Genomic DNA, 25,978 nt, shown 5'->3' on the forward strand with positions numbered 1-25,978 from the left:
AATCAATTATGCCCCTCCGCATATAGCCAGGAACCTTATTTTTGGCATTCGGATTTTTGTGAATAGTCTATCTTTCGGCCTTTTCGGTAAAACAGTTCGTTAAAGGATTGGCTACAGGTATGTCATTCAACTTTTTATTTAAAACAATGAATTTCATTCATGGTGTCATTGAATATTAGAAATAAAACTTTGATGCATACTCTGCGTATTCTTTTTATTCCATCCTGAAAGGAAGTAATTGAATATGCGTTTAACGTCTAAACTCCTCAAATATCAAAAAGGAGCATCCCGATGACTCGTTTTATGTCGAGGACCTATTGTAATCCTGCAAAGTTTAAGTTGTTGGCGGCACTCTTCTCATTCTCATTTTATGCAACAGGACTAACTACAATGAAACAGTCTGATTATGCAGAAACCGTTGCACCTCAAGTACAACGAAACCTTAATAATGTCATCGACAACGATTTATGGAAGCGCAAAGTACTGTCTTCCCGTGACCGCAGCATCGTTACCCTTTCCGGTCTGATTGCTCGTGGTCAGCTTGACGCAATGCCTGAGATTGTGGGCAAGGCTCTGGACAGCGATGTGTCTCCTGAAGAAATTGCTGAAATTGTAAATCACCTCGCGTTCTATACCGGTTTTGCTAACGCAAAAGCCGCTATCGCTGTTATCGGGCCGGTTTATGCGGCTCGCGATATTAAAGCGAAGCAGTTACCGTCTTCTGAGCTGGAATTACTGCCACTGAATGAAGAGCAGGAAAAACAGCGTGCGAATTACGTCGGCAGCATCTTCGGTGACGTCTCGCCAGGTACGGTTCAGTACACTACCGACGCGCTGTTCCGTGACTTATGGTTACGCCCTGGTCTTGAACCCCGCGACCGCAGCCTGGCAACTGTTGCAGCGCTGGTTGCTACCAGCCAGGTTGAGCAGGTTAATTTCCACCTGAACAAAGCCATGGACAACGGTCTGAGCCAGGAAGAAGCCGGTGAAGTGCTAACCACCCTGGCATTCTACAGTGGCTGGCCAAAAGCATTCTCTGCGTTATCTGTATTTAAAGAAATCTTTGAAAAGCGTAACGAAAAATAATTTATCTGTCCGCCCGACAATTTGTTTGCCCGACGGTACATAAAGAACAGACAGGACATTTATCATGAGCGAAGATTTAAAAAATAAAGATTTTGAAATAGTACGTGCGAGCGACTTTAAAGCGATGGACGGCGGTGATATAAATTTTACCGGCCGCGTGCATATCTCCGGTTATTTTGCGGCCCCTGAGCCATCAAAAGCCGGCGTGGGTATCGTGAACTTCGATGTGGGCGCACGCACTAACTGGCACACCCATCCGGTTGGTCAGATCCTGGTTGTTACCCACGGTGTGGGCTGGCATCAGTGTGAAGGAGGCCCGAAACACGAAATCCGTGAAGGTGACATTATCTGGTGTAACTGCGGTCGTCGTCACTGGCACGGCGCCACCGATAAGACTTCTATGCAGCACATTGCCATCAACGAACATAAAGACGGCAGCGTAGTGGACTGGATGGAACCGGTCACTGACGAACAGTTTCTGGAGACGCCGGTAACTAAGGACTAAGTTTAGTCAAACGATGCTGAGCGTGTGGCTCCCTGTGACAAGATTAAAGCTGACTCGTACAAACTTGTCGTTAATCAAAAGTCCGGTTCGCTGTGAAGCGAATCCGGGCTTTTTTATTGCCTAAGCCCAGGGCCATTTTCAGCGCTCAGGGCTGTTGCGTCGGGCTTGCTGTATTGTCCTGACTGGCAGTCAGCGGAAGGTCTTCCCAACCGCCGCCTAATGCTTTGAACAGGGTGACGCGTTGTGCTACCTGCTGCTGTCTGGCATTCAGAAAAGCTTGTCTTGCCAGCAGCCAGTCACGTTGGGTTTCCAGCACATCCCGGTAGGAACGGGCACCGGCGATTTTACTCAGGTTACTGAGTTTGTAAGCCAGTTCGGCGTGTTCAGCCGCCTGTTCCAACGCGTCAACCTGCCGGTCCAGCGAAGTCACCCGGGTGAGGGCGGTTTCTACTTCCTGCAATGCCTGAATGATCCGGCCTTCAAACGCGGCTACGGATGACTCCACCCGGGCCTCAGCCTGACGGACTCTGGCGCGGCCTGCCAGCTGATTGGGAAATTGCCAGCTGATAAGCGGACCAACAGAAAACGACCAGTTGTCGCCCGTGGTCTGACGGCTGTCGAAGTAATTAATACTACCGCCCACAGAGATGCTGGGGTAAAGCTCCGCAATGGCCAGACTGTTCAGCGCGGTATCGCTGCGCAGCTGTTGCTCGGCTTCGCGAAGATCCGGGCGACGACGCAGCATATCCGCCACATTACCCACTGGCGTGACATCCGACAGCACCGGTGCGGAAGTGCATTCCTGTGCTGCCTGAGGTAACTGGTTCCGGGTGCTTCCCAACAGGGCCGCAAGCCGGAACAGCTGGGCCTGACGCTCAGCCTCCAGCGCCGGAATATCGGCTTCTGCCGTCATCAGCGCGGCCCTTGCACTTTCAATGTCCGCCCGGGTTGCGGCGCCGGCCTGCTGGATCTGTTCTGTAAACTCCAGTTGGGACCGGGTAACTTCTCTTGAGTTCTCGGCCACCCGTTTGCTTTCAGCCAAGGTACAGGCGCGCAAGTAGGCTTCCACCGTATCTGCGGCCACCTGCAGGGCCACACCGTCCCGTAGTGCCTGCTGGCGCGCAATGTCCGCATCAGCCGCTTCAAGGGCGTGGGAGACACGACCAAATAAATCGGCTTCCCAGTTCACACTGAAACTGCCCATATCCGTCCACTGGCGCGTGCCCGTCGGCATGCCTGTAACCGGAATGCTGTCACCGTAGGCCAGTGACGTATCAACAGACGTTGACGGCAACCGGCGGCTGTCGGTTTCATCAAACAGTGCCCGGGCTCGTTTCAGGTTAGCCCGGGCCACCCGCAGATCGCGGTTGGCTTCAATGGCCTGTTCAACCAACTGATTAAGCGTATCGTCCTGATACAGCTGCCACCATTTTGCTGGCGGGGCAGACTGGCCGAATTTGTCGTCGGCAGACTCAAATGCTACCGGTGAGGGCGCAGCCGTCTGTGGGGTTTCCACCCGTGTCATGCTGCTGCAGCCTGCCAGACTCAGCGCGATAGCAAGTGCTGAAAATGTCTTAGTCATGAGCAAGCTCCTTTGGTGCAGCAGGCGCGTCGTCCTGCTGTTTTACACGGTGATCACCTGCGATCAGTACGTACAGGGTGGGCAGTACAAACAAGGTAAAGAAAGTCCCCACTAGCATGCCCATCACCACCACGATGCCCAGCGCGAAGCGGCTGGACGCACCGGCTCCGGCAGCAAACAGCAGCGGAATAAGACCCGCCACCATGGCGGCTGTAGTCATCAGTACCGGACGCATCCGCACTGCCGCTGAATGACGGATCGCCTCGTGTTTGCCGACACCGTCGTGCTGTTGCATATCGTTAGCAAAACTCACCATCAGGATCCCGTGTTTGGAGATCAGTCCTATCAGGGTGACCAGACCAATCTGTGTGTAGATGTTCAGCGTGGTAAAGCCAAGGTACAGCGGAGCCAGCGCGCCGCAAATCGCCAGCGGTACGGTTATCAGGATAACCAGCGGATCGCGGAAGCTGTTGAACTGCGCTGCCAGCACCAGGAATATCACGATCAGCGCGAAGATGAAGGACACCGTCAGGCGATTCCCTTCCTGCACGAATTGACGGCTGTTCGACAGCCAGTCGATGGTGACGTTATCCGGCAGCGGCTGCTGACGCATAAAGTCCACCGCCTGTCCCATGGTCACGCTGGGCAGGAGCACACCTGAAACTGTGGCTGAATTCATCTGGTTAAACTGCGGCAACTGATTCGCCTGCGAACGCATATCCACGTCGATGAACGTCGACAGGGCAATCAAACGGCCTGTGTTGGCACGTACATAAATTTCACCCAGATCTTCGGCGGTCAGACGGTCCTGCTGATTCGCCTGCACAATCACATCGTAAGAGCGATCAAACCAGTTAAAGCGGTTCACGTAGTTTTCGCCTACAAGAATGGCCAGTGCATTAGCGATTTCCGTCATGCTCACGCCAAGCTGACCGGCTTTGTCTTTATCAACGGTGATATGCGCCTGCGGACTGTCAAAGGCCAGATCGCTGTCGACGAAAGCGAACAGACCGCTGCCCCAGGCCGCGCCTTTTAAGTCCTGTAAAGTCTGGAACAGGCTGTTGAAATCGTCCGGCGAACGCAGCACCATCTGGAACGGTAAACCGCCGGTACTGGCAGGCAGGGGACTGTCCTGAAATACCGATGAATACACGCCGGTAATACCTGCCGTGCGGCCCATGAGCTCGCCCTGAATATCATCGGCGGTGCGGCTTCGCTCACTCCATTCGTCCATGATCACGCCACCGAAACCCACGTTTTCGGTTTCCAGACCAATGGCGAAGAAGCTGCCGTTGAACTCTGGTAATTCCGCGAACTGGGCATCTACCTGAGCGCTGTATTTCTCGGTGTAATCCACGCTCACATGCTGCGGTGCCTTGGTCTGCACGAACACGTAGCCCATGTCTTCCTGGGGAGCGAGTTCCCGTTTAGCGCTCATGAAGAACACTACAATGGTGGCCAGTATGGCTACGCCAACCAGCAATACGGCCGGTCGATTTGCCAGCGTACATTCGAGCAGGCGGGTATAGCCGTTTGTCAGACTTTCCATGGTGTGTTCAACACGCTGGGCCATTTTTGATTCGGTCAGCTTAGAGTCAAGCAACTGGCTGCTCATCATTGGTGACAGGGTCAGGGCGATGACGCCGGAGACCACCACTGATGCGGCCAGGGTGAAGGCAAACTCTTTGAACAGCGCGCCGGTAAGGCCGCCCATCATGCCGATTGGTGCGTAAACGGCTGCCAGCGTGATGGTCATGGCGATAACCGGACCGATAATTTCACGGGTGCCGATTAGTGCAGCCTGAAACGGCGAGTGACCCTCTTCAATATGACGGTGAATATTTTCCACCACCACGATGGCATCGTCCACTACCAGGCCAATGGCCAGTACCATGGCCAGTAGTGTCAGCAGGTTCAGGGAGAAGCCGAACATGACCATCAGCGCGGCAGTACCGAGCAGCGATAGCGGGATGGTCACCACCGGAATAATTACCGCGCGAAAAGTGCCAAGGAACAGGAATATCACCACGATAACAATAGCAATAGCTTCAATCAGGGTGTGTTGCACTTCTTCGATAGAGGCATCGACAAAGTGAGCAACGTCAAACTGATTTGTGATCACCAGACCCGGAGGGGCCACATGCTGGATGTCTTCGATCAGCGCTTTCACACTTGCCACGATTTCCAGCGGGTTACCGTCTGGGGTGGGAGAGATGGTCATGAAAACGGAGCGTTTACCTGAACTCAGCGCTACGCTATTGGTATTCTGACCGCCGATATCCACTGTCGCCACGTCTTTCAGTCGCACTATGTCGTTGCCGGATTCACGGATAATCATGTTGCGGAAGGCGTCTACGCTGGTGAGATCGGTATCTGCAGTGATGCTTACCGCTGTGCCGCCGCCTTTTAGCTGGCCGGGGGCGGCTTGGACGTTATTTTGCTGTAGCGCAGTGGCAATATCGGACGGACTCAGATTTCGTCCGGCCAGCTTCACCGGGTCGACCCAGATGCGCATGGCCAGTGGCGCACCACCGGCAATGTCGGCAGACGCCACACCAGGCACGGCAGTCACCAGCGGTTGTGCCACCCGGGTGGCGAAATCCGCAATTTCAGACGGAGACTGCACGTCACTGGTAAACGCTACATACTGAATGGCCGAGGCACCATCGGTGATCTTATTGATCACCGGGTCGGTTACGCCTTCCGGCAGTTTGTACTTAACGGTCTGGACCTTGGCCAGAATTTCCGTCATTGAGCGGTCGGCATCGGCATTCAGCACCAGTTTGGCTGAAATGTGGCTACTGCCCTGACGGGAGGTTGATGACAGGTATTCGATACCACTGGCGGTGGCAATAGCCTGAGCGATGGGTTGGGTAACAAATCCCTGCATCATTTCCTGCGTGGCGCCTGGCAACGAGGTATCGATAGTAATCGTCGCGCTTTCCATTTTCGGATACTGGCGGATTTGCAGATTATAAAACGCGCTGACTCCGATCAGCAGGATCAGTAGACTGATCACCGCTGCCAGAGTCGGTCGTTTGATGAAAATATCGGTAAAGGCCATATCAATGCTCCTGTGCCGGAACCACAGTCACCGGCGCCTGTGGCTGCAGTCGGTTCTGACCGACGGTCACGACAATATCACCAGCAGACAGGCCGGATTCAATAATCACTTCGTTGCCTATACGGCGACCGGTTTTCACACCTACAAACTCAATGTTGCCGCTCTGTGCCGCATTGTCACCACGTACCACAGCCACGCTATTGCCCTGTGCGGTGTACATCACTGCAGTTACCGGCAGCAGGATAGCAGGCATTTCATCGCCGGCATTAATACTGGCTTCCACGTACATGGATGGACGCAGAAGTTTGTCGTCGTTAGTCAGCGTTGCCCGTACTCTTACGTTGCGGGTCTGTGGATCAAGTTGCGGGTCAATGGTGTCGAGAGTCGCGGTGAAGGTGGTGTCTGCATAGGCATCGGCGGATACCGACACCGACGCGCCGGCTTTTAGCAGTGACAGCTGTTGCTGGGGCACCGCGAAATCCACGTAAAGCGTGGAAAGATCGGTGAGGCTGACAATCTCGTCGCCCGGATTCAGATACTGGCCTTCGTTGATCTGGCGAATACCTAGAGTCCCGGAGAAGGGGGCTCTTACGGACTTCTGTATCAGACGAACCTGTGTCTGTTCCACCGCAGCGCTTGCCTGCTCATATTCAGCGACACGCTGATTCAGCAGCTCTTTGGACTCAGCACCAAGCGGTGCCAGTTCGCGGGTACGTTTAAGCTGGGTTTCCGCCAGTTGCAGACTGGCTTGTGCCGATTGTAGCGCAGCTTTCTCTTCGCCGTTGAACAGGCTGACCAGAGTGTTACCGGCTTTCACTTCATCGCCGGAACGGAAGTTAATGGCGGTAACGCGGCCTGCGACTTCCGGTGCCAGCATTACTTCGTGAATGGCGCGCAGTTCGCCGACCACAGTGATCGTGTCGATAACCGGTTGTGGCTGAACGGTGATGGCTTCCACCGGCACTGCCTGCTGCTGCCAGCCGCCGCCCTGTGGTTGTGCCGCCTGACGCCAGAAATACAGGCCGCCCAGCAGCACAGCCAGCACCACTGCGGTGATGATTAATCCTCGTAACTTAGAAGCCATGTTGTCTCTCCCTGACGGTGATTGTGTTTGAATGTGTGACCTTACTGCTCATGTCAGTTCCTCGAATGTGTTGAAACTATTTTTTTCTTTGCTTAACAGCGATGGCGGCTATACTAAGACCTCAAGTAATGTTGAGGTCAACAGCTTTTTGCAGGGGAAACATGAATAAAAATTTAACTGTGGGTGAGGTGGCAAAGCGGGCTGGCGTGGCAGTTTCAACCCTGCATTTCTACGAACAGGAGGGGTTGATAAAAAGCTGGCGCACTGCAGGAAATCAGCGTCGTTACGATCGTAGCGTGCTGCGCCGGGTAGCCATTATCAACATTGCCAAGCGTACCGGCATTCCGCTGAAACAGATAAAAGATCATCTGGAAAAATTGCCCAACGGACCGGTTAGTCCGCAGCAGTGGGAAGTGCTCAGTGCCGAGTGGCATGCATTGCTCAACGAACGCATTCATCGTCTTGAGCAGTTGCGGGATGAAATGGCCGGGTGTATTGGCTGCGGATGTCTGTCGCTGAAAGACTGTCCGCTGCGAAATCCCGATGATGTATTAAGTAAACAGGGTACCGGGGCGCAGTTGCTGGCAGGCTGAATTGTCCGTATTAAGTTCGATACTGGCGTGCCGGGACGGTAACCGGTCCAGTAAAACTGCCACTGGACCGTTGACGTTTTACGTCCCCGCAACTGATAGCGAGCGCCGTAAACGGTACTCTAAGCATCGTCCACGGGGCGCCCGGGAATGATTCTCGCGACAATCAGATTCACATGCTCTCCATCAGGTTCTTCCTCGATGCGCACAACCCCGGCAAAGTGCTGCCAGAAAGGCATATTAACCGGGTTACCCTTCGACCAGTTAATCACCAGCCTTATCTCGTCAATCTGCCGCAGATGGTAGATTCGGCTAGCTGGTATGTGTAGAGGGGATCTGGTAAGGAATACTAATGAACGGTAAACATCCCGGAGTATCAGGCAAAAATTCCACAGAATTACTACTGTTTATTTTTAAATTCAGGATAGACAATAACTACTTGAACTCATAACTCCGACTCAGAGTAGAATTATTATGTTACGAATAAAGCTGATTTTCGGCAAATCAGAATTGGACGCAACCCTTGAAAATACAGTCGTAGCGCGACAGTTTTGTGAGCTTCTTCCTTTAACGCTTTCTCTGGAAGATTTTGCCACAACAGAAAAGATTGCTTACCTCACGGAAAAGCTGGATACGTCATCAACCTCGCCTGGTTACGCTGCTATGAAGGGTGATATTGCCTACTACGCACCATGGGGTAATCTTGCTCTATTTTATAAAAATGGCAGCTTCGCAAAAGGTTTAGTTAAACTCGGCAAAATCGATTCTGGCATCGCGCAGTTAACCGGATATGAAAAGATAGATGTTAAAATTGCTTTAGTAGATTAGTGACAGAACTTATCTCCATTTTGTAGATTAACATCTTAAGATTCCTTTCAAAGTGCATATTACCTAATGCGATTCCGGCCGGCTTTTTTTGCATCGTAAAGTGCTCTGTCAGCCTCATCAAATGCCTGCTCAAATGGAGCACCTGTAGTTGCTTCAGCGACACCGAAACTACAAGTGGCAGTAAACTCAAAACCAGCAAACGAAAGTTGTGAGATGTTTTCTCTTAACGTAGCGGCAACCTGTCTGGCCCTGTGTACATTTGTCCGGGGTAAAAGTAAAACAAATTCGTCTCCGCCAAACCGCCCGAACACATCACTTTTGCGTAATTTTTGACGCACACAAATAGCAATCTCTCTGAGTACATTGTCACCCACAGAGTGCCCGTAGGTGTCGTTAATCACTTTGAACTTGTCCACATCAAAAACAATCAGGCTGACCGGCTTGTCGTAACGGGCTGCGTATTTCAGCTGCTGTTCAGCCAGAGCCGTGAAGTGTTCACGGTTTAAGGCCTGCGTCAGATAATCTATATGTACTTTTTCAAACAGTGCCCGGTTGTCCGCTGCCAGTGCAGGGACGCACATAGTAAAGTAAGCACTACAGGCGATGACATTGATGCCGAACTGGTAAATATAGGCCTGCGTGTCTACACCAATAACCGCCACTATTGCCGCAGTCAAAACACTCACTGCAGCCAGGCTGATACTGGCTCTGAATGGCGTCTCAGTAAATACAATCCAGGTGACAGGAATAGCGAGAAAGAAAATGAAGCATGCTATCTCCTCTGAGTTAAGCCATTCTGCCGTGACTAAAATTATGCTTAATAGCAGACCTGTCAGTACCAGTTTCCAGATAAACGTCGAAAGGGCTTTCGGGCGATCATAAAAATTAATTTCCGGCATGAATGAGTAACGTGGAAATAAACGGGTGACTATACCGGCAAATATCGGGGTCATAACTACAACACCCGTCATATCCCCAATCCACCAGGCAATCAGGCTGTCAACGCCATCGTAAGAATAAATCAGAGCCAACCCGCTTGCCGCCAGAATCAGACTGCTGACAGCGGCAATCAGCAAAAATCTGGTCACAAGAGTGACTAAGTTAAAAGACGCTGAAAGCGCCATCTGGCGCTTAAGCAGTAACGCGCCTCCACCATACAGGAACGTGTGCAGGGTAGCGAAGATACTGCCGGAAGCTAACAGTTCAGCGGTATCCCTGGCCGTATTAAATAAGCTGTTTTCCCAGAATGTAGAGAGCATGCAGGCAAGCCATACAGCAAGCGTTGCAGATCTGCTTCCCATGAGTAAGAAAGCTGCAAAGGTAAGTCCTGCAGGAGGAAACCAGAGACTCGCGTGGGGTGCATACTCCAGAAATACAGACAGCCTCCAGAGCAATAACCACAGTGGAAGCAGCAGACAACATTTAATGACAGCAGAGAAATTTAACAAGGATCCAGCACAGCATACGAGTATCTATACTTCCATCATAAAACGACCCTCTTGTTGTTCCAAATAAAACTGGAGCTTTTACCTGAAGACAAAAAGGTAAAGAGAAAAGTACAGTGCTTGTCTCATCGTGTGAGAGCGATTTGCAGACATCCCTCAGCTCAAACAGGCTAAGCCTTGTCACCGCTTTTCAGCCATCCCTTCTCAACGGCCACATCAAGCTGTTCGTTCACATAGCGCCATAAGCCCGGGGCGGCTTGTTGTAAGTGGGCGTTGCGGGCAAGAATTTTCTCTTTCGCTACCCCGTGACGCACCCAGCTTCCGCCTTCTGCTGCCATGTTCTGAAACACCGGTAATACTCTGTCCATGGCTTTGGCAAATTTAGCGTCGGGTGTTTCTGCAGCTTCAAACTCGTGCCACAACGCCAGCAAGGTTTCGCCCTGGCCCTTGGGAAGTAATCCGAAGATGCGCTCTGCGGCGGCAAATTCTTTTTCTTCCTGCTCAGCATGATCGGCCGCTTCAGCAAAAGCGAACATATCGCCGGCATCGATTTCAACCAGATCGTGGATAAGAATCATCTGTATGACACGGTGAATATTCTCGTTTTGTTCTGCGTACGGTGCCAGCACCGATGCCATTAACGCCACGTGCCAGCTGTGTTCGGCGCTGTTCTCCTGTCGGTCACCATCGCAGGGCAGGCGGACCTGACGTTTCACGGCTTTGAGATTATCGAGCTCACGGATAAAAGTGGCCTGAGCCTGAATATCTGTCATAAAAGGGTTCCTGTGTAGCAAAGAAAAAACGCGCCGTTCGGCGCGTTTTAAGTGATTTGTAAAAAGCTTACTGTGTAGACAACCACACGATCAGGTCTTTCACGTCATCCATGGTCATGCCCTGGGTGAACGTTGCCTGATAACGGCCATTCACGATGAAAGATGGCGTACCACGAACATAGGCGCGGTATTGATCCTGCAACTTGATGTTCTTTTTCACCATGTTGTTTACGCCGAAGCTGGCAGCCAGCTTATCGAACTCAGCCGGATCAACATCGTTAACTACGAAGAGGTTTTTCAGATCAGCCAGATTTGTCACCGGGGCACGTTGCTCATGAATGTATTTGAAGATTGCGCCGTTCAGCTTGTCTTCTTCTTTCATTGCACGGCCAATCATCATGGCTCGGGTAGCATCGTTCTGTGCTTCTTCTGAGGCACCGGGCATAAAGTTTACGTGAATTTTTGTGAACTTGGTGCCGGCAGGCAGATCTTTCTTAATTTCAGCTACAACCGGCTCGAAGCGGTAGCAGTGACCACACCAGAATGAATGGAATTCATACACTTCCGGTTTGGCTGTCGCCGGCTCATCCAGTACTTTATAGTGCGTACCTTCTTTCCATTTAACGTCATCTGCACAGGCCTGCAACGGGATCATCAGTGCCGCCAGCAGAAATAAACCTATTTTTTTCATTGTTTAACAATCCGTAAAACCAAAATACAAAAAAAGAGTACCACAGCAATTCCCGTCCGGGTAGCGTACGCGACAAGTCGCTCACATCTCAGGGCTAGTAACCCAGTTTTAACGGCGGTTCATGCAGGGCTGCCAGCTGTTCCTTCAGTGCCAGAATTTGTCCTTCCCAGTATTTGTCTTCGGCAAACCAGGGGAATGCACGGGGGAAAGCGGGATCTTCCCATCGCTGTGACAGCCATGCCATATAGTGCACCATACGCATCGCCCGCAGAGGTTCTATCAGGGTAAGCTGGCTGTTATCGAATGAATGGAATTCTTCATAGGCTTCCACCAGCACATCAAGTTGCAACATCTGTTGCTGCCTGTCACCGCAAAGCATCATCCACAAATCCTGAATGGCCGGACCGCTGCGGCAGTCGTCCAGGTCGACAAACATGGGACCATCTCGCCACAAAATATTGCCGGGGTGACAATCGCCATGTAAGCGGATAAGGGTTGAATTATGGTAGCGCTGGCGGGTTTCTTTGATCAGCGGATCGAGAATAGCGAAAAAAGCGGTTTCCAGATGTGACGGCAGCAAGCGGCTGCGGGTAAGCACGTCTCTTGGTGCATCCAGAAAGCTCTGAGTATTCAGTTCTGGCCGGTGAACAAAAGGTTTGGCCTGAGCCACACGGTGAATACGGCCTATGAAGCGGCCCATCCATTCAATCTGATCAAGGTTGTCGACTTCAAACTGTCTGCCGCCTACCGACGGAAATACCGCAAAGCGGAATCCGCAAGCATGCTGCATAGTTTTGCCTTCAATGGCAAGCGGGGCCACCAGAGGAATATCGGCACTGGCCAGCTCCAGAGCAAAGGCATGTTCTTCGAGGATCTGTTCATCTGTCCAGCGACCGGGACGGTAAAATTTGACCACCAGGCGCTGACCGTCTTCGGCTTTAAACTGATATACGCGGTTTTCGTAACTGTTCAGCGCCAGTAAACCGGACTCAGGATAAATGCCGCAGGTTTCCAGCGCGTCTAAAACAGTATCCGGGCTGAGCCCGGAAAAGGCGAAATCACCCTGAGGAGTTTCACCGGTAGAGGAATTTTGTTGGTTCATTGACTTCCACAACATTGCCCTCAGCGTCCTGAGTACGGACACGGAATGATATTTCCGTTACCGCCTCGCTGAGGTTCTTCGGAGAGGTTTCCAGAGATATTGGCATACTGAAGACTTCTCCGCCACCCACAGTCACGGTTGTGTCACCCAAAATGTTGTAATCGGGCAGGCCTTCAACCTGAATGGTATAGGTGTGGGTGTCCTGAGATTTATTCAGAATCTTAATGGTGTAGACGTTTTCCACGTTGCCTTTACCGTTTTCCCTGTACAAAGAATTACGGTCGCGGATTAAATCCACTTCCAGCGGCGTGCGGGTGGCAATGTCGGCAATCAGTAACCCGATCATCAGCAGCAGGACAATCAGGTAGCCTATCAGTTTGGGTCTGACGATATGGGTGGTTCCGCCGGTCAGCCTTTCCTCAGAGGTAAAGCTGATCAGCCCCTTCGGATAATTCATTTTTTCCATAACGCCATTGCAGGCATCCACGCAGGCGCCGCAGTTAATGCATTCGTATTGCAGACCATTACGGATGTCGATACCGGTGGGACACACCTGCACACACAAGTTACAGTCGATGCAGTCTCCCAGCTGTTTTGTCGCCAGATCTTCATGACTGAGTTTACGGGGGCGGGGTCCGCGTTTTTCACCACGGTTGTAATTGTATGACACGGTGAAAGTGTCTTTATCAAACATGGCAGACTGGAAACGGGCATACGGACACATGTGGGTGCACATGATTTCACGCATCCATCCGGCATTACCGTAGGTGCAGAAGGTAAAAAACAGAATGGAAAATACTGACCAGAAGCCGGCATTGAAGGTGAAAAAATCGATAAACAACTGTCCGATTGGCGTGAAGTATCCCACAAACGTCAGTGAAGTCAGCAGGGCAATGGCAATCCAGGCGCTGTGCTTGAGTGTTTTGCGCCAGAACTTGTCGAAGTCCATGGCCCTTTCATCCAGCTTGATACGCTTATTTCGGGGACCTTCAATTTTCTCTTCGCACCAGATATACATGTAGACCCAGGTCGTTTGCGGGCACATAAAACCACACCACACACGGCCTGCAAATGTGGTCACAAAAAACAGGGCGAAAGCACCGACGATAAATATGTAAGCAAGCAGGGTAAGGTCCTGAGGCCACAGAGTCAGGCCGAAGATGGTAAACCGCTGCTCCATGATATCGAGAAGAATGGCCTGATGGCCGTCATAGCGGATCCAGGGGATCACGGCGAACAAACCCAGAAAGATAAAACCGAACAAACGGCGGAACGTTTCGATGGGGCCCTTCACCGCGCGCACATAAATCTGACTGCGTGCAGACTGCCGTTTATGACTTACGCCGCCGGCGGGCTGGTGTACTTTTACCGTGGATACTTGTTTAACCTGAATTTGTTCGCTCATTAGGCAACCTTAACTGGCACAGGTGTGTAGTGTACTGCGGGCAGTATAACAAGTGTATGTCTGCCACACTTAATATAGATCAAATAAACCCCTTCTGTGCATACTACTCAGGCTTATAAAACCTCATAAATAAGTATGAAAACAAATCTGTTGCACTTGACGTTAAGCGGTTAAATTATCTACAGGGCTAATTGTCACCAATGATTTATTACCGGGCGGGGAACGGGCCGGGGTAGTCAGAAAACAACAGGAAAAAGTAAAGCAGATGTGGCGTAGTTTTGTGGTAGTTTCAGAGATTGTAGTACTGGTCTTTGTGCTTCGGTTACCCTTCGTCCAGTACATGTTCAAAGATGCACAGGATGTGGTCGGCCAGTGGTATGCCTATGTGGCTACCTGGCAGGACAGAAATGAACTTGCTGAGCTTCACACCATCAGTGCAGCACAACGGGACCAGCTTCGTCCCTTCCAGCAGGAATACGTGGACGGCATCATGGCAAGCCGCCACAGTGTGCAAATCTTCCATAAGAAATTCTGCGGTACAGACAACATCAATCCTTATATCCACGGTGCGCAACTGGCGCAGTTTTGCCACTCAATAGAGACCACCGGCCTGCTGGCGATGGACTACTGAACGCGGTTCAGCTTCCATTCATCTTTTCATGCTTTAATAATGGTGATTTAGCGGAACAATCTGCTTAATCACTGCTCTAACAAAGTGTCTGCTTATTGTCTCCGTGCGGGATTTCGCATGAGAGGCGCGGTAAATCCACTCAAAGCAGGCACCGGATAACCGGAGAATGTTTTCGCCGCCCGCGGGCAACGCGGCCGAAATTATCGGGGAGATGCAAAGCATGAACACATTGATTAGAACTGCACTGGTTTCTCTGACCGCCGGCAGTTTACTGCTGTCTGTACAGGCATGGTCTGCCACCACAGAAATTACCTGGGAAAAGCCGGAGAAGTACACTGATGTACGTCCTGCTAATGAAAGCCGGGTGAAGTTCCGTGAGCGCACATTTAAAGCGCTGGACGAATACTTCGCCAAACTGGCAGAGAAGCTGCCTGAAAAAGACAAGCTTGCGATCACGGTGACAAATCTGGATCTTGCCGGCCAGGTGTGGCCAAGCAGCTTTGTTTTTGGCAATGCTACCGGCACCGATGTTCGCATTGTGAAACGGGTGGACATTCCGCGTATTAAATTCAGCTACACCCTCACTAACGAAGCGGGCAAAGTCGTTAAGAGTGCAGATGTTGACTTAAAGGATATGGGATTTTTAGATAACCCCCGTACCTTCACCCAAAATACGCACCTGGGTTACGAGAAAGCCATGATAAAAGAATGGTTCAACGAAGAGATGGCCAGCGCGCTGGTACAAAACTAACCCGTTATCCCGCAGCTTTCTTCAGTGCCCTGAATCCTCGGGGCACAACCCCTTCCTTGTACATCAATTTTCTCTGATATTCCTGCATCCCTTTGCTGTCAGGCGGTACAGACCATGTGGTCAAAAAAGTACCGCTGCTGGCCAAAAAATTGTCATTTCTTTGTAGTAATTTCTTTATACTCTGCAACTGCACTTTGGGATAGTTTCTAATTACAAGCAGGAGCACTAATAATGAAAGCACCAATCCTGCTTCCTCTCGTATTGGGGATATCAGCATCTGCCATTGGCGATGAACTGCTTATTTCTCAGTATGTTGAAGGGAGTAGCTCTAATAAAGCGATAGAAATCTATAACCCGACAGACAGCGCGGTATTACTGACTGGTTATACACTGTCCATCTATTTCAACGGAAAAACTGCAGCGGGCGCGAACATCGAACTTTCAGGTTCAATCGCAGCGCAAAGTACACAAGTTATTGCCAGTTCAAGTGCCGGAGACACTTTAAAGGCATTGGCAGACGTGCTGACTTCACAGTCCATGTTTAATGGTGATGACGCCATTGTTCTGACTGACAGCAGCGGTAACGTTCTGGACAGTATTGGCCAGGTTGGCGTTGATCCCGGTTCTTCCTGGGGCAGCGGCAGTGTAACCACAGCGAACGACACACTCATACGTTTAAGCAGTGTTGCCGGTGGCGATACTGACCCGTTTGATGCCTATGATACGTCGGAATGGGAAGGTTTGGCTCAGGATGATTTCACAGGCCTGGGCAGCCATGATTACACCGGTGGTGGTGATGACGGCGGCGATGATGGCAGTGGCACCGGCGGCGGTGACGAAGACTTAAGCGGTGTTTGTACAAACTGTCCTGATCTGGACAAAGTTGCAGATGCCGGCGAATTTGATGCTGCTTCATACTACGCAGCGGTTCAGGCTGAAATCGATGCCAGTTCCGACGTCTCTGTTATCCGTCAGGTACTCAGTGAAACCATTTCCGGTCAACGGGTGCTGACTTATTCTGAAGTCTGGACGGCATTAACGGAAACCGATGAAGATCCTGCAAATCCGGATAACATCATTCTGATCTATTCCGGCAAATCCATTCCTAAGTCAGAAAACGGCTCCGGCGAGTATTCCAGTCAGCCTGACTACTGGAACCGTGAGCACAGCTGGCCAAAGAGTCATGGCTTCAGCAGCTCGTCAAATGAAGCTTATACTGATATTCAGCACCTGCGTCCGTCTGACATTACTGTAAACAGCAGCCGCAGCAACCTGGATTTCGACAATTCCGACAACGCACTTTCTGAAGCGCCGGCCAACCGTATCGACAGTGACTCTTTCGAGCCACGGGATGAGGTAAAAGGCGACATCGCGCGGATGATGATGTACATGGATATGCGCTATGAAGGCGCCGGCAGCGATGTTACGCCTGACCTGGTACTGGTTGACCGTATCACCTCAAATGGTGAAGCGGCGCTGGGCAAACTGTGTACGCTGATTGCCTGGAGCAATGCTGACCCGGTAGATGCTGACGAAACCCGTCGTCACAGTGCCATCTATGAATATCAGGGCAACCGTAATCCGTTTGTCGACCATCCTGAATGGATCGACTTATTTTACGATGCAGACAGCTGTGGTGATGTAACCGCGCCCGATCCTGAGCCGGACCCTGAACCGGAGCCGGAGCCCGATCCGGAACCACAACCTTCCGGCAGCGGTGCACTGATGCTTACCGGTGTATTTGACGGCCCGTTATCCGGCGGTACACCTAAAGGTATCGAATTACTGGTAACGCAGAACATTGATGATCTCAGTGTGTGTGGTGTCGGCGGCGCGAATAATGGTGGCGGTTCTGACGGTCAGGAATTCACTTTCCCTGCGGTATCAGCTGTGGCCGGCCAATTCATTTATGTTGCCAGCGAGGCCACAGGGTTCGCAGACTTCTTCGGTTTTGCACCGGATTACACCAGTGGTGCTATGTCTATCAACGGTGACGATGCCATTGAAGTCTTTTGTGACGGCGCGCTGGTAGATTACTACGGTGACCGTGATACTGACGGCACGGGCACAGACTGGGATTATCTGGACAGCTGGGCTTACCGTACCGGCGGCAGTGCTTCTTCAACGTTTAACATTGCAGACTGGCAGGTTGCCGGTACCAATGTGTTTGACGGTGAAACCAGCAATGCCACTGCGGCAATGCCTTTCCCGCTGGGTTCTTACGTAGCTCCGGCCACAGAGCTTTTCTTTTCTGAATACATTGAAGGCGGTTCTAATAATAAAGCGGTTGAGATTGCTAACCTGACATTGTCTGACATCGACCTGAGTACATACGATGTGCAGATTTACTTTAACGGGTCGGCCTCTGCCGGTCAGACATTCACTTTAACCGGCACACTGGCAGCGGGTGATGTATTTGTGCTGGCGCATACTTCTTCGGAAGATCCAATCCTGAATGTGGCAGACATGACCAGCGGCAGCGTTCAGTTCAACGGTGATGATGCTGTTGTGCTGCGTAACAATGGCGTGATCATTGACAGTATTGGTGTTATCGGAGAAGACCCCGGTTCATACTGGTCTGGTGGTGACGTGCGTACACAAAACCGCACGCTGGTGCGCAAGTCTTCTGTTACGGAAGGCGACAGTGATGCCTATGATGCGTTCGACCCCAGTGTTGAATGGGATGCGTACGCTCAGGATACCTTCGATTACCTCGGTTTCTACGGCACCGGCAATGATGATGGCGGCAACGCATCATTAGGTATTTGCGGTGACGAAGCGACATACATCAGTGCTGTACAGGGAAGCGGTGACAGCTCACCACTTTCAGGTCAGAGCGTGATTGTTGAAGCCATTGTGACCCATGTGACACCGGCTCTGGACGGTTTCTGGATTCAGGAAGAAAGCAGCGACAGTGACGGCGACGAGACAACCTCTGAAGGTGTGTTCATTGCCAGCGCTTCTCTGGCCGGCTCTGTCACTGAAGGTGAGATTGTCCGTTTAGCGGGTACGGTTGGTGAAGACTACGGCCGCACAATGATCACTGCCTCTTCAGAAGCCCTGTCCTGTGGTTCCGGCTCTGTATCTGCAGTGGCGATTACTCTGCCTATGACAGATGCTTCCGGATTTGAAAAATATGAAGGTATGCTGGTAACCAGTAACGAAAACTGGGTGATCAGCAATATCTATCCGTATTCTGACTTCGGTGAAATCTGGGTGTCTACAGAGCGTCTGTTCAACCCGACACAACTGTATGCACCGGGTTCTCAGGAAGCGGCAGACCTGGCGACAGCCAACGGGCTGAACAAGCTGATCATTGACGACAATGCAGACGGTTATGCGTCAGAGTGGATGCTGCCTGCAGGTGGTTTCACACCTTACAACACTATCCGTTCCGGCGACCTGATCACCGGTGTAACCGGCGTGATGGACTATGGCTATTCTGCATACCGAATCCGTCCGGTTGAGGTGCCGTCTTTACTGGCTGATAACTACCGTGAAGATGCGCCAGTGGTATCTGAAGGTAACCTGAAAATTGCCAGCTTCAACGTACTGAACCTGTTCAACGGTGACGGTAATGAAGGTGGTTTCCCAACAGAGCGCGGTGCAGATTCCTATGCAGAATATCAGCGCCAGCTGGCGAAAATTGTCAACGCGCTGGTAGCCATTGATGCTGACGTACTGGGTCTGCTGGAACTGGAAAATGACGGTTTCGGTGCTGACAGTACAGTGGCTCATCTGGTTGATGCGCTGAATGCGGAATTCGGTGAAGGCACTTACGCCTATGTAGATGCCGGTGTTGAACAGTTAGGCACCGATGCGATTACATCAGGTATTCTGTATCGTCCTGCCGTGGTTACACCTTCAGGTGCACCGCAGATTCTGATGGAAGCGAACAGTCCTTCTGATGAGGAAGGCGTGTTGTTTGCAGACTACGGTAACCGACCGTCGCTGTCACAACTGTTTACACACACTGAAAGCGGTAAAACCTTTGTGGTTGATGTTAACCATCTGAAATCGAAAGGTTCAAGCAGCAGCTGTCAGGAAGACGGTAATACCGAACAGGGTTTCTGTAACCGTAAGCGTACCCGTGCCGCCATGGCCATTGCACAATGGTTGCAAAGCACTTATCAGGACACGCCGATGATCCTGCTGGGAGACTACAACGCTTATGCTCAGGAAGATCCTGTGCAGGTACTGGCAGAAGCCGGTTTTACCGACACCGTGTCTGAATTGAAAGGCAGTGCGTCTTACAGCTATACCTATGACGGCCTTGTGGGTACGCTGGATTACATGTTCAACAACGCCGCTGCCCGCGATATGCTGGTGGATGTTACTGAATGGCACATCAACAGTGATGAACCGGAGTTCTTCGATTATAACGAAGAATATAAGCCGGCTTCATTCCTGAACGAGCTGCCCTTCCGTGCGTCTGACCATGATCCGGTTATCGGTACCTATCAGCTGGACGCAGATGTGCAGGCAGTGACAGGTGACTGGGACGGCGACGAAGACGTGGATAACAATGATATCCGCAGTTTCATGTTTGCTATCATCGCCCGTCAGGCTATCGACATGGCTTTCGATTTAAATAATGACGGCAAAGTGAATACCCGTGACATCGCAGTAATGCGTTCGTTATGTACACGCAGCCGCTGTGCGACGGAAGACGCGCAGAACAACGGTTCCCGCCGCAATCTTGGGGCGCTGTTACGCAGCAGATAAATACTGCTGATTTGATATAAATGAGAAGGGCGCCTTGCATTGCAGGCGCCCTTCTTTTTTATCTGTGGCTATCGTTGCCAGTGATAATCAGCGGTAGTCAAACTCACTGCCACTGACGGCAAGTACATTCTCAGCGCCGCTTAACATGGCTGACAAATGCGCGTCCCGCCGTGGCAAGATACGTGCAACGTAAAAATCTGCACACTTTTGTTTCGCTGCGGCAAAGGTGGGATTGTCTCCCTGCGCGGCTTTATCTGCCATGCTGTACCAGCAAAGACCAGTTAATGAATACGCTGTGTATGCCAGATAATCACAGGCCGCAGCCGCTACAAATACCGGATCTTTGTCCAGGCAGGCAGTGGATGCATCCATCCAGCTGCTCAGGAGAGTCTGCGCATTCTGTCTGGCGTCTGAATCTGTCATAGCGTCAACAAGTCCGCCGAACACATCGTAAGTCGCTTTCAGCATGTTGCCGCCATCGCGGGTCAGTTTTCGGCCAATTAAATCCAGCGCCTGTATGCCATTGGTACCTTCATATAACTGGGCTATACGCACATCCCGCATCAGTTGCTCCATGCCCCATTCCCGGATGTAGCCGTGTCCGCCGAATATCTGGATCCCCAGGCTGGTGGTTTCCAGCCCCATATCAGTGAAGAATGCTTTGCAGACCGGGGTCAGAAATTGCAGAACCTGACCGGCGTGCAGTTTCTCGTCCTCTGTCCCGTAGTGCTCCGCATCCATATACTTTGCATACAACAGTGATAAAGCGCGGCAGCCTTCTGTTAACGTTTTCTGGGTGAGCAGCATACGGGCCACATCAGGCTGAAATACAATAGGATCGGCTTTCGCGTCCGGTTGCTGTACGCCCTGTGGCGCGCGGCTTTGCAGTCTCTCTCTGGCATATGTAAGCGCGCCCTGGAAAGAGGCTTCTGCAGCACCAAGCCCCTGCAGACCTACCTGAAAACGGGCATCATTCATCATGGTAAACATACAGGCCAGGCCCTGGTTTTCACCGCCAACCAGCCAGCCTGTCGCACCATCGAAATTCATTACACAGGTGGGGCTGGCTTTGATCCCCATCTTGTGTTCAATACTGCCCACAGACAGCGAGTTAGCTTCACCCGGTTCTCCCTGACTGTCCGGCATAAACTTCGGCACCAGAAACAGGCTGATCCCCTTCACACCTTTCGGCGCATCAGGTAAACGTGCCAGCACCATATGGATAATATTCGACGTCCAGTCGTGGTCGCCGCCGGTGATGAATATTTTGCTGCCGGTAATGCGATAACTGCCGTCGTCCTGCGGCTCAGCTTTAGTGTTCAGCAAAGCCAGATCGGTACCGGCCTGTGGCTCTGTCAGGTTCATGGTTCCGGTCCACTCTCCGGACACCAGCTTTGCCAGATAAGTGGCTTTTAAATCCTCACTTGCATGGCGGCTGACAGCCAGAACGGCGCTTTCTGTCAGCATAGTCGTCAGGCGCCAGCTCAGGTTGGCTGAGTTCAGCATTTCATGCACCGGCACCGCCATGGTGTAGGGTAATCCCTGACCTTCGTAGTCCACCGGACCAAGCATGGCGTTCCAGCCATTGGCAACATACTCTTCATAGGCCGCAGCAAACCCTTGCGGCGTGGTTACTGCACCATTTGCAAACGTACAGCCGGCTTCGTCACCGCTGCGGTTTAGCGGTGCCACCACGTCTTCTGCAAATCTGGCTCCCTGAGTGAGCACTTCGCTGGCAAGCTCAAAATCGAAATCTTCCAGTCCGGTCGATTGATAATGGTCACTGACGTTCAGCCAGTCCCGCAACAGAAATTGAAAATCCGCCAGTGGCGCCTGATATTGCGGCATGATTCACTCCAAAGTTAAACGCTTGTTTGAATTTTAACATTATATGCACAAACTCACCGGACAAGATAGCCTGCAGGTTTTAAATTTAGTGTTTGTCATCTGAATGAAAGCATAGTCTATGAGCTGAGAAAGGGCAGCGGTAGCCGTACCAGCGTGAATTAAGCAGACCGGTTGCGGGGTAATCCTGATTATCCCTTTAAGCGTAGTTATGTGATGACAAAAAGTGCCTGGTCAGACGCTCTGAGTTCAGGTATGTGATTTACAGGGAATGAATTGCAATTTCGTAAAGATATAAACGGACTCCGCGCGCTGGCAGTGATTGCCGTGGTGCTTTTTCATTATCAACCGGAATACCTGCCCGGCGGTTTCGCCGGCGTCGATGTGTTCTTTGTGATATCCGGTTTCCTGATGACTTCCATTATCAGCAGGGGGCTGGATAAAAAAACCTTCGGTACCTGGCGGTTCTATTGTGCCAGAGCTAAACGTATCGTTCCTGCTCTGACAGCGGCTTGTCTGGTATTACTGGTGTGCGGCTGGTTTGCTGTCACGCCGGTTGATTATGCAGCGCTGAGTAAGCATATTGCGTCCAGCCTGACTTTTGTTTCGAATATTGTGTACTGGCAGGAGGCCGGTTATTTTGATGCGGCATCGACGCAAAAATGGTTGCTGCACACCTGGTCACTGTCTGTGGAGTGGCAGTTTTATCTCCTTTATCCACTGATACTCATCGGGCTACGTAAACTGTGTGGCAGTGTGTCCCTCAGGCATGTTGTGCTGGCTCTCACCCTGCTGGCCTTCATAGCTAACCTGTGGCTGTCTTTTGCTTATCCTTCAGCAAGCTATTTTTTAATTTCTGCACGGGCCTGGGAAATGCTGGCCGGCGGAGTGGCATTCTTCTATCCGTTAAATGTTTCAGACAAAACGCGGGGTTACCTTGCACTGGCGGGACTGGCGCTCATCGCAATAACCTATTTCGTTATCAGCGAAGATAATCTCTGGCCCGGTTATCTCGCATTCTTTCCGGTTGCCGGCACGTTTATCGTTATTCAGGCGCGGGACGAAAAGAGCGTCATCACCACCAATGTCGTCAGTCAGAAACTGGGATTGTGGTCTTACTCCATCTATCTCTGGCACTGGATCATTGTGGTGGCGAACAATATTTACCACCTTGAACTGTCTTTCTGGCTTTTTGTTGCCCTGACTACTCTGGCAGGCTGGTTATCCTACCGGCTGATAGAGCAGCACCACCGGCCCCGGCGTTACTGGTTGATGTTCATCCTGACCCTAGCGGGAAGTTTATGGGTTTACCAGCAACAGGGAGCGCCGGAACGCGTGCCGGAGAAATTCCGTCACGATGCTCTGTCTTACCATGAAACCTATTATGGCGGGGCGGGCTACAGTGCCGATGAATGGATTTATTTTCATGCGAAGGACAATGACTACAAGTTTATTCTCATCGGTGACAGCTATTCTCTTCAATATGGCCGTACGCTGAGTGACAGCGGGATCCCGGTGCTCGGACGGTTTTATCATGGCTGTCCCTTCTTTCCCACACTGGCCAAATATGAAGAAGGCGGTGAACTTGAAGCTTGCTCAGATCAGTTTGAGGAAGTGAAACAACGGATAGAAGGTAACGACAAGCCGCTGGTTCTGGCCCAGTCATGGGACAGCTATCAGGAAAAAATCATGAAAAAAGACGCCAGTAATAAGCTGGAGCTTACCGAAGAAGAATATAACGACAAAGTCATCGCTGAAATGGAAACCTTTATCTCAAGGTTGGGTGACAGAAAGTATTTTCTGGTTGGTGTGCCACAAAAGGCGTGGGTAAATGCTTACGAATGTCTGGCCAGGCAGTCTCTTCCCGCTGCCGGCTTTTTTCCTGTATGCAGCAGTACTCAGCCGAAGCAGGACTACTCCGTTAATAGCCGCCTGAAGCAATTTGCTGAAGCGCACAGTAATGTGTGGTACGTGGATCCTGATGCCGCCCTTTGTGAAGGCGAAACCTGTACCATCATTGATGACGGGGAACCGGTTCACTCAGACCGCTCTCATCTTGCGGTGCACGGGGCAGGAAAAGTCTGGCAGGAATTGATGCAGGTGATGGCGTCTGCTGATGTCAGCCTGGCGACGGAGAAGCCCTGACCGCCTGAGATTGTCAGTTATGAAACTGAACGCTGCCGGCACGGTTCATTTTTACTTTTCCTTCAACTGCAGGCATCCTGTTAGCCATTGTGAAGGCGAAAGCTGAAATAGGAAAAGTAATGCAACAATCATCACCTGTTTGCGTGGTCACCGGCGGCAGTTTAGGTATCGGTCTGGCCGTCTGCGAAAAGTTTGCGTCCGGGGGATATCAGGTTATCAATTTAGATATTCGTGATTTCGATAACCCTCCTGAGCACGCGCAATGGATGCAGTGTGATGTCACCAGTGCTGCAGCGGTCAGCGACTGTATCAGTGACATTGCAGCGCGTTTCGGACGTATCGATTGCCTGGTAAGCAATGCGGGTATGCATTTCTCTGCCACCATCGAAGACACTACGCCGGAAGACTTCGATAAGGTGTTCTCTTTAAACGTGAAAGGAGCCTATCATGCAGTACGCGCGGTGTTGCCGGTAATGAAACAGGCGAACAAAGGCGCAATCATCATCATGGCGTCAGACCAGGCGATCATCGGTAAGCGTAATTCTTTTGCTTATAACCTGAGTAAAGCGGCGCTGGCATCCATGGCTAAAACCACCGCGCTGGATTACGCGCCTTATAATATTCGTGCAAACGCGGTTTGCCCGGGCACAATTGAAACGCCTTTGTATCATAACGCCATCGATAAATATGTGGCCGCAAGCGGTGCGGATAAAGCAGAAGTGCACGCAGAAGAGGCCGCTGCACAACCCCTCGGACGGCTGGGAAAACCGGAAGAAGTGGCAGCGTTAACATTCTTCCTTGCCAGTGATGATGCGGCTTTTATCACCGGCAGTCTGCAAAGTATCGACGGCGGCTATACCACACAGTAACCATGAAAATCATCGACGCCCATCTGCACTTATTTGATTTACAGGCCGGTGAATACCGTTGGTTGTCTCCTGACAATCCGCCATTCTGGCCGGATAAACCGGTTATAGCGAAAAATTTCTCTGAGTCTGATTTAGTGGTGTCAGCCCCGTCGCAGCTTACCGGTTTTGTGCATATTGAAGCCGGATTCGACAATGCAAAACCCTGGCGTGAGGCTGATTACCTGGCGCAGCATTGCCATATGCCTTTTCGCGCAGTTGCCGGTTTTGACTTGCTGGCAGGTAATAATCAGCATGTGATTTCAGAATTGCTCAAACGCCCTTGTATTACCGGTGTCAGGCATATTCTGGACGACGAAGCCGCGTCTGTTCTGAACGATTCTGAAGCCAAAGCGAGCCTGGCATTGCTGGCAGAGGCGGGATTGAGTTTTGATGCCCAGTTATCCTTGTATGACACTGCCGGTGTTCAGGCGCTGTCTGCCGTGGCTGCGAATTTTCCTGCTATGCCGTTCATTCTGAATCATGCCGGATTTCCGTTGGCAGATAAAAACATTAAGGTGTGGCAGGACAACCTGAAAGCCTTAAGCAGGGCTGATAATATTGCCGTAAAACTGTCCGGTTGGGAAATGCATAACCGTCAATGGCGTGCTGATGATATTGCGCCGGTGGTGAACACCGTGCATCAGTATTTTGGCGAAAGCCGGGTAATGACAGGCAGTAACTTTCCCTTGTGTACCTGGCACAGTGATTACGGTGCTTTCTGGCGCACAATAACGCAGGCAGTACCCGCCGTGTGTGCAGAAAAATGGCTGAGTGAAAATAGTCTGTACTGGTATTTTGGTTAGCCTGCCGGCTATTCA

Annotated in this window: 20 protein-coding genes; 10 read left to right on the plus strand and 10 right to left on the minus strand. The window is 51.3% G+C overall.

All coding sequences use genetic code 11. The features are described 5' to 3' along the window. The first annotated feature begins 390 nt into the window (after positions 1 to 390). Both ACXAH4_RS06490 and ACXAH4_RS06495 read left to right on the plus strand, forming a co-directional pair. Positions 391 to 1,086 (plus strand): carboxymuconolactone decarboxylase family protein, encoded by a 696-nt coding sequence (locus ACXAH4_RS06490; RefSeq protein ID WP_474881168.1) that lies wholly within the window; start codon positions 391 to 393, stop codon positions 1,084 to 1,086. A 64-nt stretch (positions 1,087 to 1,150) separates the two neighbouring features. After that, positions 1,151 to 1,591 (plus strand): (R)-mandelonitrile lyase, encoded by a 441-nt coding sequence (locus ACXAH4_RS06495; protein WP_474881170.1) that lies wholly within the window; start codon positions 1,151 to 1,153, stop codon positions 1,589 to 1,591. 145 nt (positions 1,592 to 1,736) lie between these two features. Here the strand turns inward: ACXAH4_RS06495 and ACXAH4_RS06500 are convergent, their stop codons facing one another. From ACXAH4_RS06500 to ACXAH4_RS06510, 3 genes are read right to left on the minus strand one after another with little or no spacing between them, the layout of a single operon-like run. Continuing rightward, positions 1,737 to 3,173 (minus strand): efflux transporter outer membrane subunit, encoded by a 1,437-nt coding sequence (locus tag ACXAH4_RS06500; protein WP_474881172.1) that lies wholly within the window; start codon positions 3,171 to 3,173, stop codon positions 1,737 to 1,739. Further along, complete coding sequence (locus ACXAH4_RS06505; RefSeq protein WP_474881174.1) at positions 3,166 to 6,237, minus strand: efflux RND transporter permease subunit; 3,072 nt, start codon at positions 6,235 to 6,237, stop codon at positions 3,166 to 3,168. Before ACXAH4_RS06505 ends, ACXAH4_RS06500 begins: the two co-directional genes overlap by 8 nt. A gap of 1 nt (position 6,238) precedes the next feature. Then, positions 6,239 to 7,321 carry an efflux RND transporter periplasmic adaptor subunit gene (locus ACXAH4_RS06510; RefSeq protein ID WP_474881176.1) on the minus strand — a complete coding sequence of 361 codons (1,083 nt, stop codon included), beginning with the start codon at positions 7,319 to 7,321 and terminating at the stop codon, positions 6,239 to 6,241. Positions 7,322 to 7,482: 161 nt separating this feature from the next. Between ACXAH4_RS06510 and soxR the strand changes: the two genes are divergently transcribed. Next, positions 7,483 to 7,914, plus strand: coding sequence for a redox-sensitive transcriptional activator SoxR (soxR, locus tag ACXAH4_RS06515; RefSeq protein ID WP_474881178.1), 432 nt, complete (start codon positions 7,483 to 7,485; stop codon positions 7,912 to 7,914). Positions 7,915 to 8,033: 119 nt separating this feature from the next. On the opposite strand, the gene ACXAH4_RS06520 is transcribed toward soxR, so the two are convergent. After that, on the minus strand, positions 8,034 to 8,183 hold the full coding sequence (locus ACXAH4_RS06520; RefSeq protein ID WP_474881179.1) for a hypothetical protein: 150 nt from the start codon (positions 8,181 to 8,183) through the stop codon (positions 8,034 to 8,036). Between the two features lie 202 nt (positions 8,184 to 8,385). Between ACXAH4_RS06520 and ACXAH4_RS06525 the strand changes: the two genes are divergently transcribed. Then, entirely contained in the window at positions 8,386 to 8,739 is a 354-nt protein-coding gene (locus ACXAH4_RS06525; protein ID WP_474881181.1) for a cyclophilin-like fold protein, read from the plus strand. A gap of 59 nt (positions 8,740 to 8,798) precedes the next feature. Here ACXAH4_RS06525 and ACXAH4_RS06530 read toward each other — a convergent pair whose 3' ends face one another. The 5 genes from ACXAH4_RS06530 to ccoG form a co-directional block, all read right to left on the minus strand. Continuing rightward, positions 8,799 to 10,187: a sensor domain-containing diguanylate cyclase gene (locus ACXAH4_RS06530; RefSeq protein WP_474881182.1), complete on the minus strand. Its 1,389-nt coding sequence runs from the start codon at positions 10,185 to 10,187 to the stop codon at positions 8,799 to 8,801. A gap of 167 nt (positions 10,188 to 10,354) precedes the next feature. After that, positions 10,355 to 10,957 (minus strand): HD domain-containing protein, encoded by a 603-nt coding sequence (locus ACXAH4_RS06535; protein WP_474881184.1) that lies wholly within the window; start codon positions 10,955 to 10,957, stop codon positions 10,355 to 10,357. A 67-nt stretch (positions 10,958 to 11,024) separates the two neighbouring features. Continuing rightward, positions 11,025 to 11,648: a thiol:disulfide interchange protein DsbA/DsbL gene (locus tag ACXAH4_RS06540; protein WP_119500069.1), complete on the minus strand. Its 624-nt coding sequence runs from the start codon at positions 11,646 to 11,648 to the stop codon at positions 11,025 to 11,027. Between the two features lie 94 nt (positions 11,649 to 11,742). Continuing rightward, positions 11,743 to 12,750, minus strand: a complete 1,008-nt coding sequence (locus ACXAH4_RS06545) for a serine/threonine protein kinase (RefSeq protein ID WP_474881186.1) — start codon at positions 12,748 to 12,750, stop codon at positions 11,743 to 11,745. Next, the gene (gene ccoG, locus ACXAH4_RS06550) at positions 12,722 to 14,155 is read right to left on the minus strand and encodes a cytochrome c oxidase accessory protein CcoG (RefSeq protein ID WP_474881188.1); all 1,434 of its coding nucleotides are present in this window, start codon (positions 14,153 to 14,155) and stop codon (positions 12,722 to 12,724) included. Before ccoG ends, ACXAH4_RS06545 begins: the two co-directional genes overlap by 29 nt. A gap of 265 nt (positions 14,156 to 14,420) precedes the next feature. On the opposite strand from ccoG, the gene ACXAH4_RS06555 reads away from it, so the two are divergent. From ACXAH4_RS06555 to ACXAH4_RS06565, 3 genes are all read left to right on the plus strand, one after another. Further along, positions 14,421 to 14,786 carry a hypothetical protein gene (locus ACXAH4_RS06555; protein WP_474865243.1) on the plus strand — a complete coding sequence of 122 codons (366 nt, stop codon included), beginning with the start codon at positions 14,421 to 14,423 and terminating at the stop codon, positions 14,784 to 14,786. Between the two features lie 220 nt (positions 14,787 to 15,006). Further along, positions 15,007 to 15,537, plus strand: a complete 531-nt coding sequence (locus ACXAH4_RS06560) for a DUF3016 domain-containing protein (RefSeq protein ID WP_474845070.1) — start codon at positions 15,007 to 15,009, stop codon at positions 15,535 to 15,537. 231 nt (positions 15,538 to 15,768) lie between these two features. Beyond that, the gene (locus ACXAH4_RS06565) at positions 15,769 to 20,262 is read left to right on the plus strand and encodes an ExeM/NucH family extracellular endonuclease (protein ID WP_474881190.1); all 4,494 of its coding nucleotides are present in this window, start codon (positions 15,769 to 15,771) and stop codon (positions 20,260 to 20,262) included. A gap of 87 nt (positions 20,263 to 20,349) precedes the next feature. Here the strand turns inward: ACXAH4_RS06565 and ACXAH4_RS06570 are convergent, their stop codons facing one another. Next, positions 20,350 to 22,110 (minus strand): acyl-CoA dehydrogenase family protein, encoded by a 1,761-nt coding sequence (locus ACXAH4_RS06570; protein WP_474845066.1) that lies wholly within the window; start codon positions 22,108 to 22,110, stop codon positions 20,350 to 20,352. Between the two features lie 273 nt (positions 22,111 to 22,383). On the opposite strand from ACXAH4_RS06570, the gene ACXAH4_RS06575 reads away from it, so the two are divergent. The 3 genes from ACXAH4_RS06575 to ACXAH4_RS06585 all read left to right on the plus strand — a co-directional run bounded on the left by ACXAH4_RS06575 (position 22,384) and on the right by ACXAH4_RS06585 (position 25,963). Beyond that, positions 22,384 to 24,252, plus strand: coding sequence for an acyltransferase family protein (locus ACXAH4_RS06575; RefSeq protein WP_474881191.1), 1,869 nt, complete (start codon positions 22,384 to 22,386; stop codon positions 24,250 to 24,252). Positions 24,253 to 24,371: 119 nt separating this feature from the next. Continuing rightward, entirely contained in the window at positions 24,372 to 25,121 is a 750-nt protein-coding gene (locus ACXAH4_RS06580; RefSeq protein ID WP_474852318.1) for an SDR family NAD(P)-dependent oxidoreductase, read from the plus strand. Positions 25,122 to 25,123: 2 nt separating this feature from the next. Further along, entirely contained in the window at positions 25,124 to 25,963 is an 840-nt protein-coding gene (locus tag ACXAH4_RS06585) for an amidohydrolase family protein (protein WP_474881193.1), read from the plus strand. Positions 25,964 to 25,978 lie beyond the last annotated feature (15 nt).

It is taken from the genome of Alteromonas sp. ABV2_168, assembly GCF_056161165.1.

Bases quoted from the DNA above. Each gene is read 5' to 3' on its own strand.
- ACXAH4_RS06490 (WP_474881168.1), top strand. From the start codon at position 391: ATGAAACAGTCTGATTATGCAGAAACCGTTGCACCTCAAGTACAACGA.
- ACXAH4_RS06495 (WP_474881170.1), top strand. From the start codon at position 1,151: ATGAGCGAAGATTTAAAAAATAAAGATTTTGAAATAGTACGTGCGAGC.
- ACXAH4_RS06500 (WP_474881172.1), bottom strand. From the start codon at position 3,173: ATGACTAAGACATTTTCAGCACTTGCTATCGCGCTGAGTCTGGCAGGC.
- ACXAH4_RS06505 (WP_474881174.1), bottom strand. From the start codon at position 6,237: ATGGCCTTTACCGATATTTTCATCAAACGACCGACTCTGGCAGCGGTG.
- ACXAH4_RS06510 (WP_474881176.1), bottom strand. From the start codon at position 7,321: ATGGCTTCTAAGTTACGAGGATTAATCATCACCGCAGTGGTGCTGGCT.
- soxR (WP_474881178.1), top strand. From the start codon at position 7,483: ATGAATAAAAATTTAACTGTGGGTGAGGTGGCAAAGCGGGCTGGCGTG.
- ACXAH4_RS06525 (WP_474881181.1), top strand. From the start codon at position 8,386: ATGTTACGAATAAAGCTGATTTTCGGCAAATCAGAATTGGACGCAACC.
- ACXAH4_RS06535 (WP_474881184.1), bottom strand. From the start codon at position 10,957: ATGACAGATATTCAGGCTCAGGCCACTTTTATCCGTGAGCTCGATAAT.
- ACXAH4_RS06540 (WP_119500069.1), bottom strand. From the start codon at position 11,648: ATGAAAAAAATAGGTTTATTTCTGCTGGCGGCACTGATGATCCCGTTG.
- ACXAH4_RS06545 (WP_474881186.1), bottom strand. From the start codon at position 12,750: ATGAACCAACAAAATTCCTCTACCGGTGAAACTCCTCAGGGTGATTTC.
- ccoG (WP_474881188.1), bottom strand. From the start codon at position 14,155: ATGAGCGAACAAATTCAGGTTAAACAAGTATCCACGGTAAAAGTACAC.
- ACXAH4_RS06555 (WP_474865243.1), top strand. From the start codon at position 14,421: ATGTGGCGTAGTTTTGTGGTAGTTTCAGAGATTGTAGTACTGGTCTTT.
- ACXAH4_RS06560 (WP_474845070.1), top strand. From the start codon at position 15,007: ATGAACACATTGATTAGAACTGCACTGGTTTCTCTGACCGCCGGCAGT.
- ACXAH4_RS06565 (WP_474881190.1), top strand. From the start codon at position 15,769: ATGAAAGCACCAATCCTGCTTCCTCTCGTATTGGGGATATCAGCATCT.
- ACXAH4_RS06570 (WP_474845066.1), bottom strand. From the start codon at position 22,110: ATGCCGCAATATCAGGCGCCACTGGCGGATTTTCAATTTCTGTTGCGG.
- ACXAH4_RS06580 (WP_474852318.1), top strand. From the start codon at position 24,372: ATGCAACAATCATCACCTGTTTGCGTGGTCACCGGCGGCAGTTTAGGT.
- ACXAH4_RS06585 (WP_474881193.1), top strand. From the start codon at position 25,124: ATGAAAATCATCGACGCCCATCTGCACTTATTTGATTTACAGGCCGGT.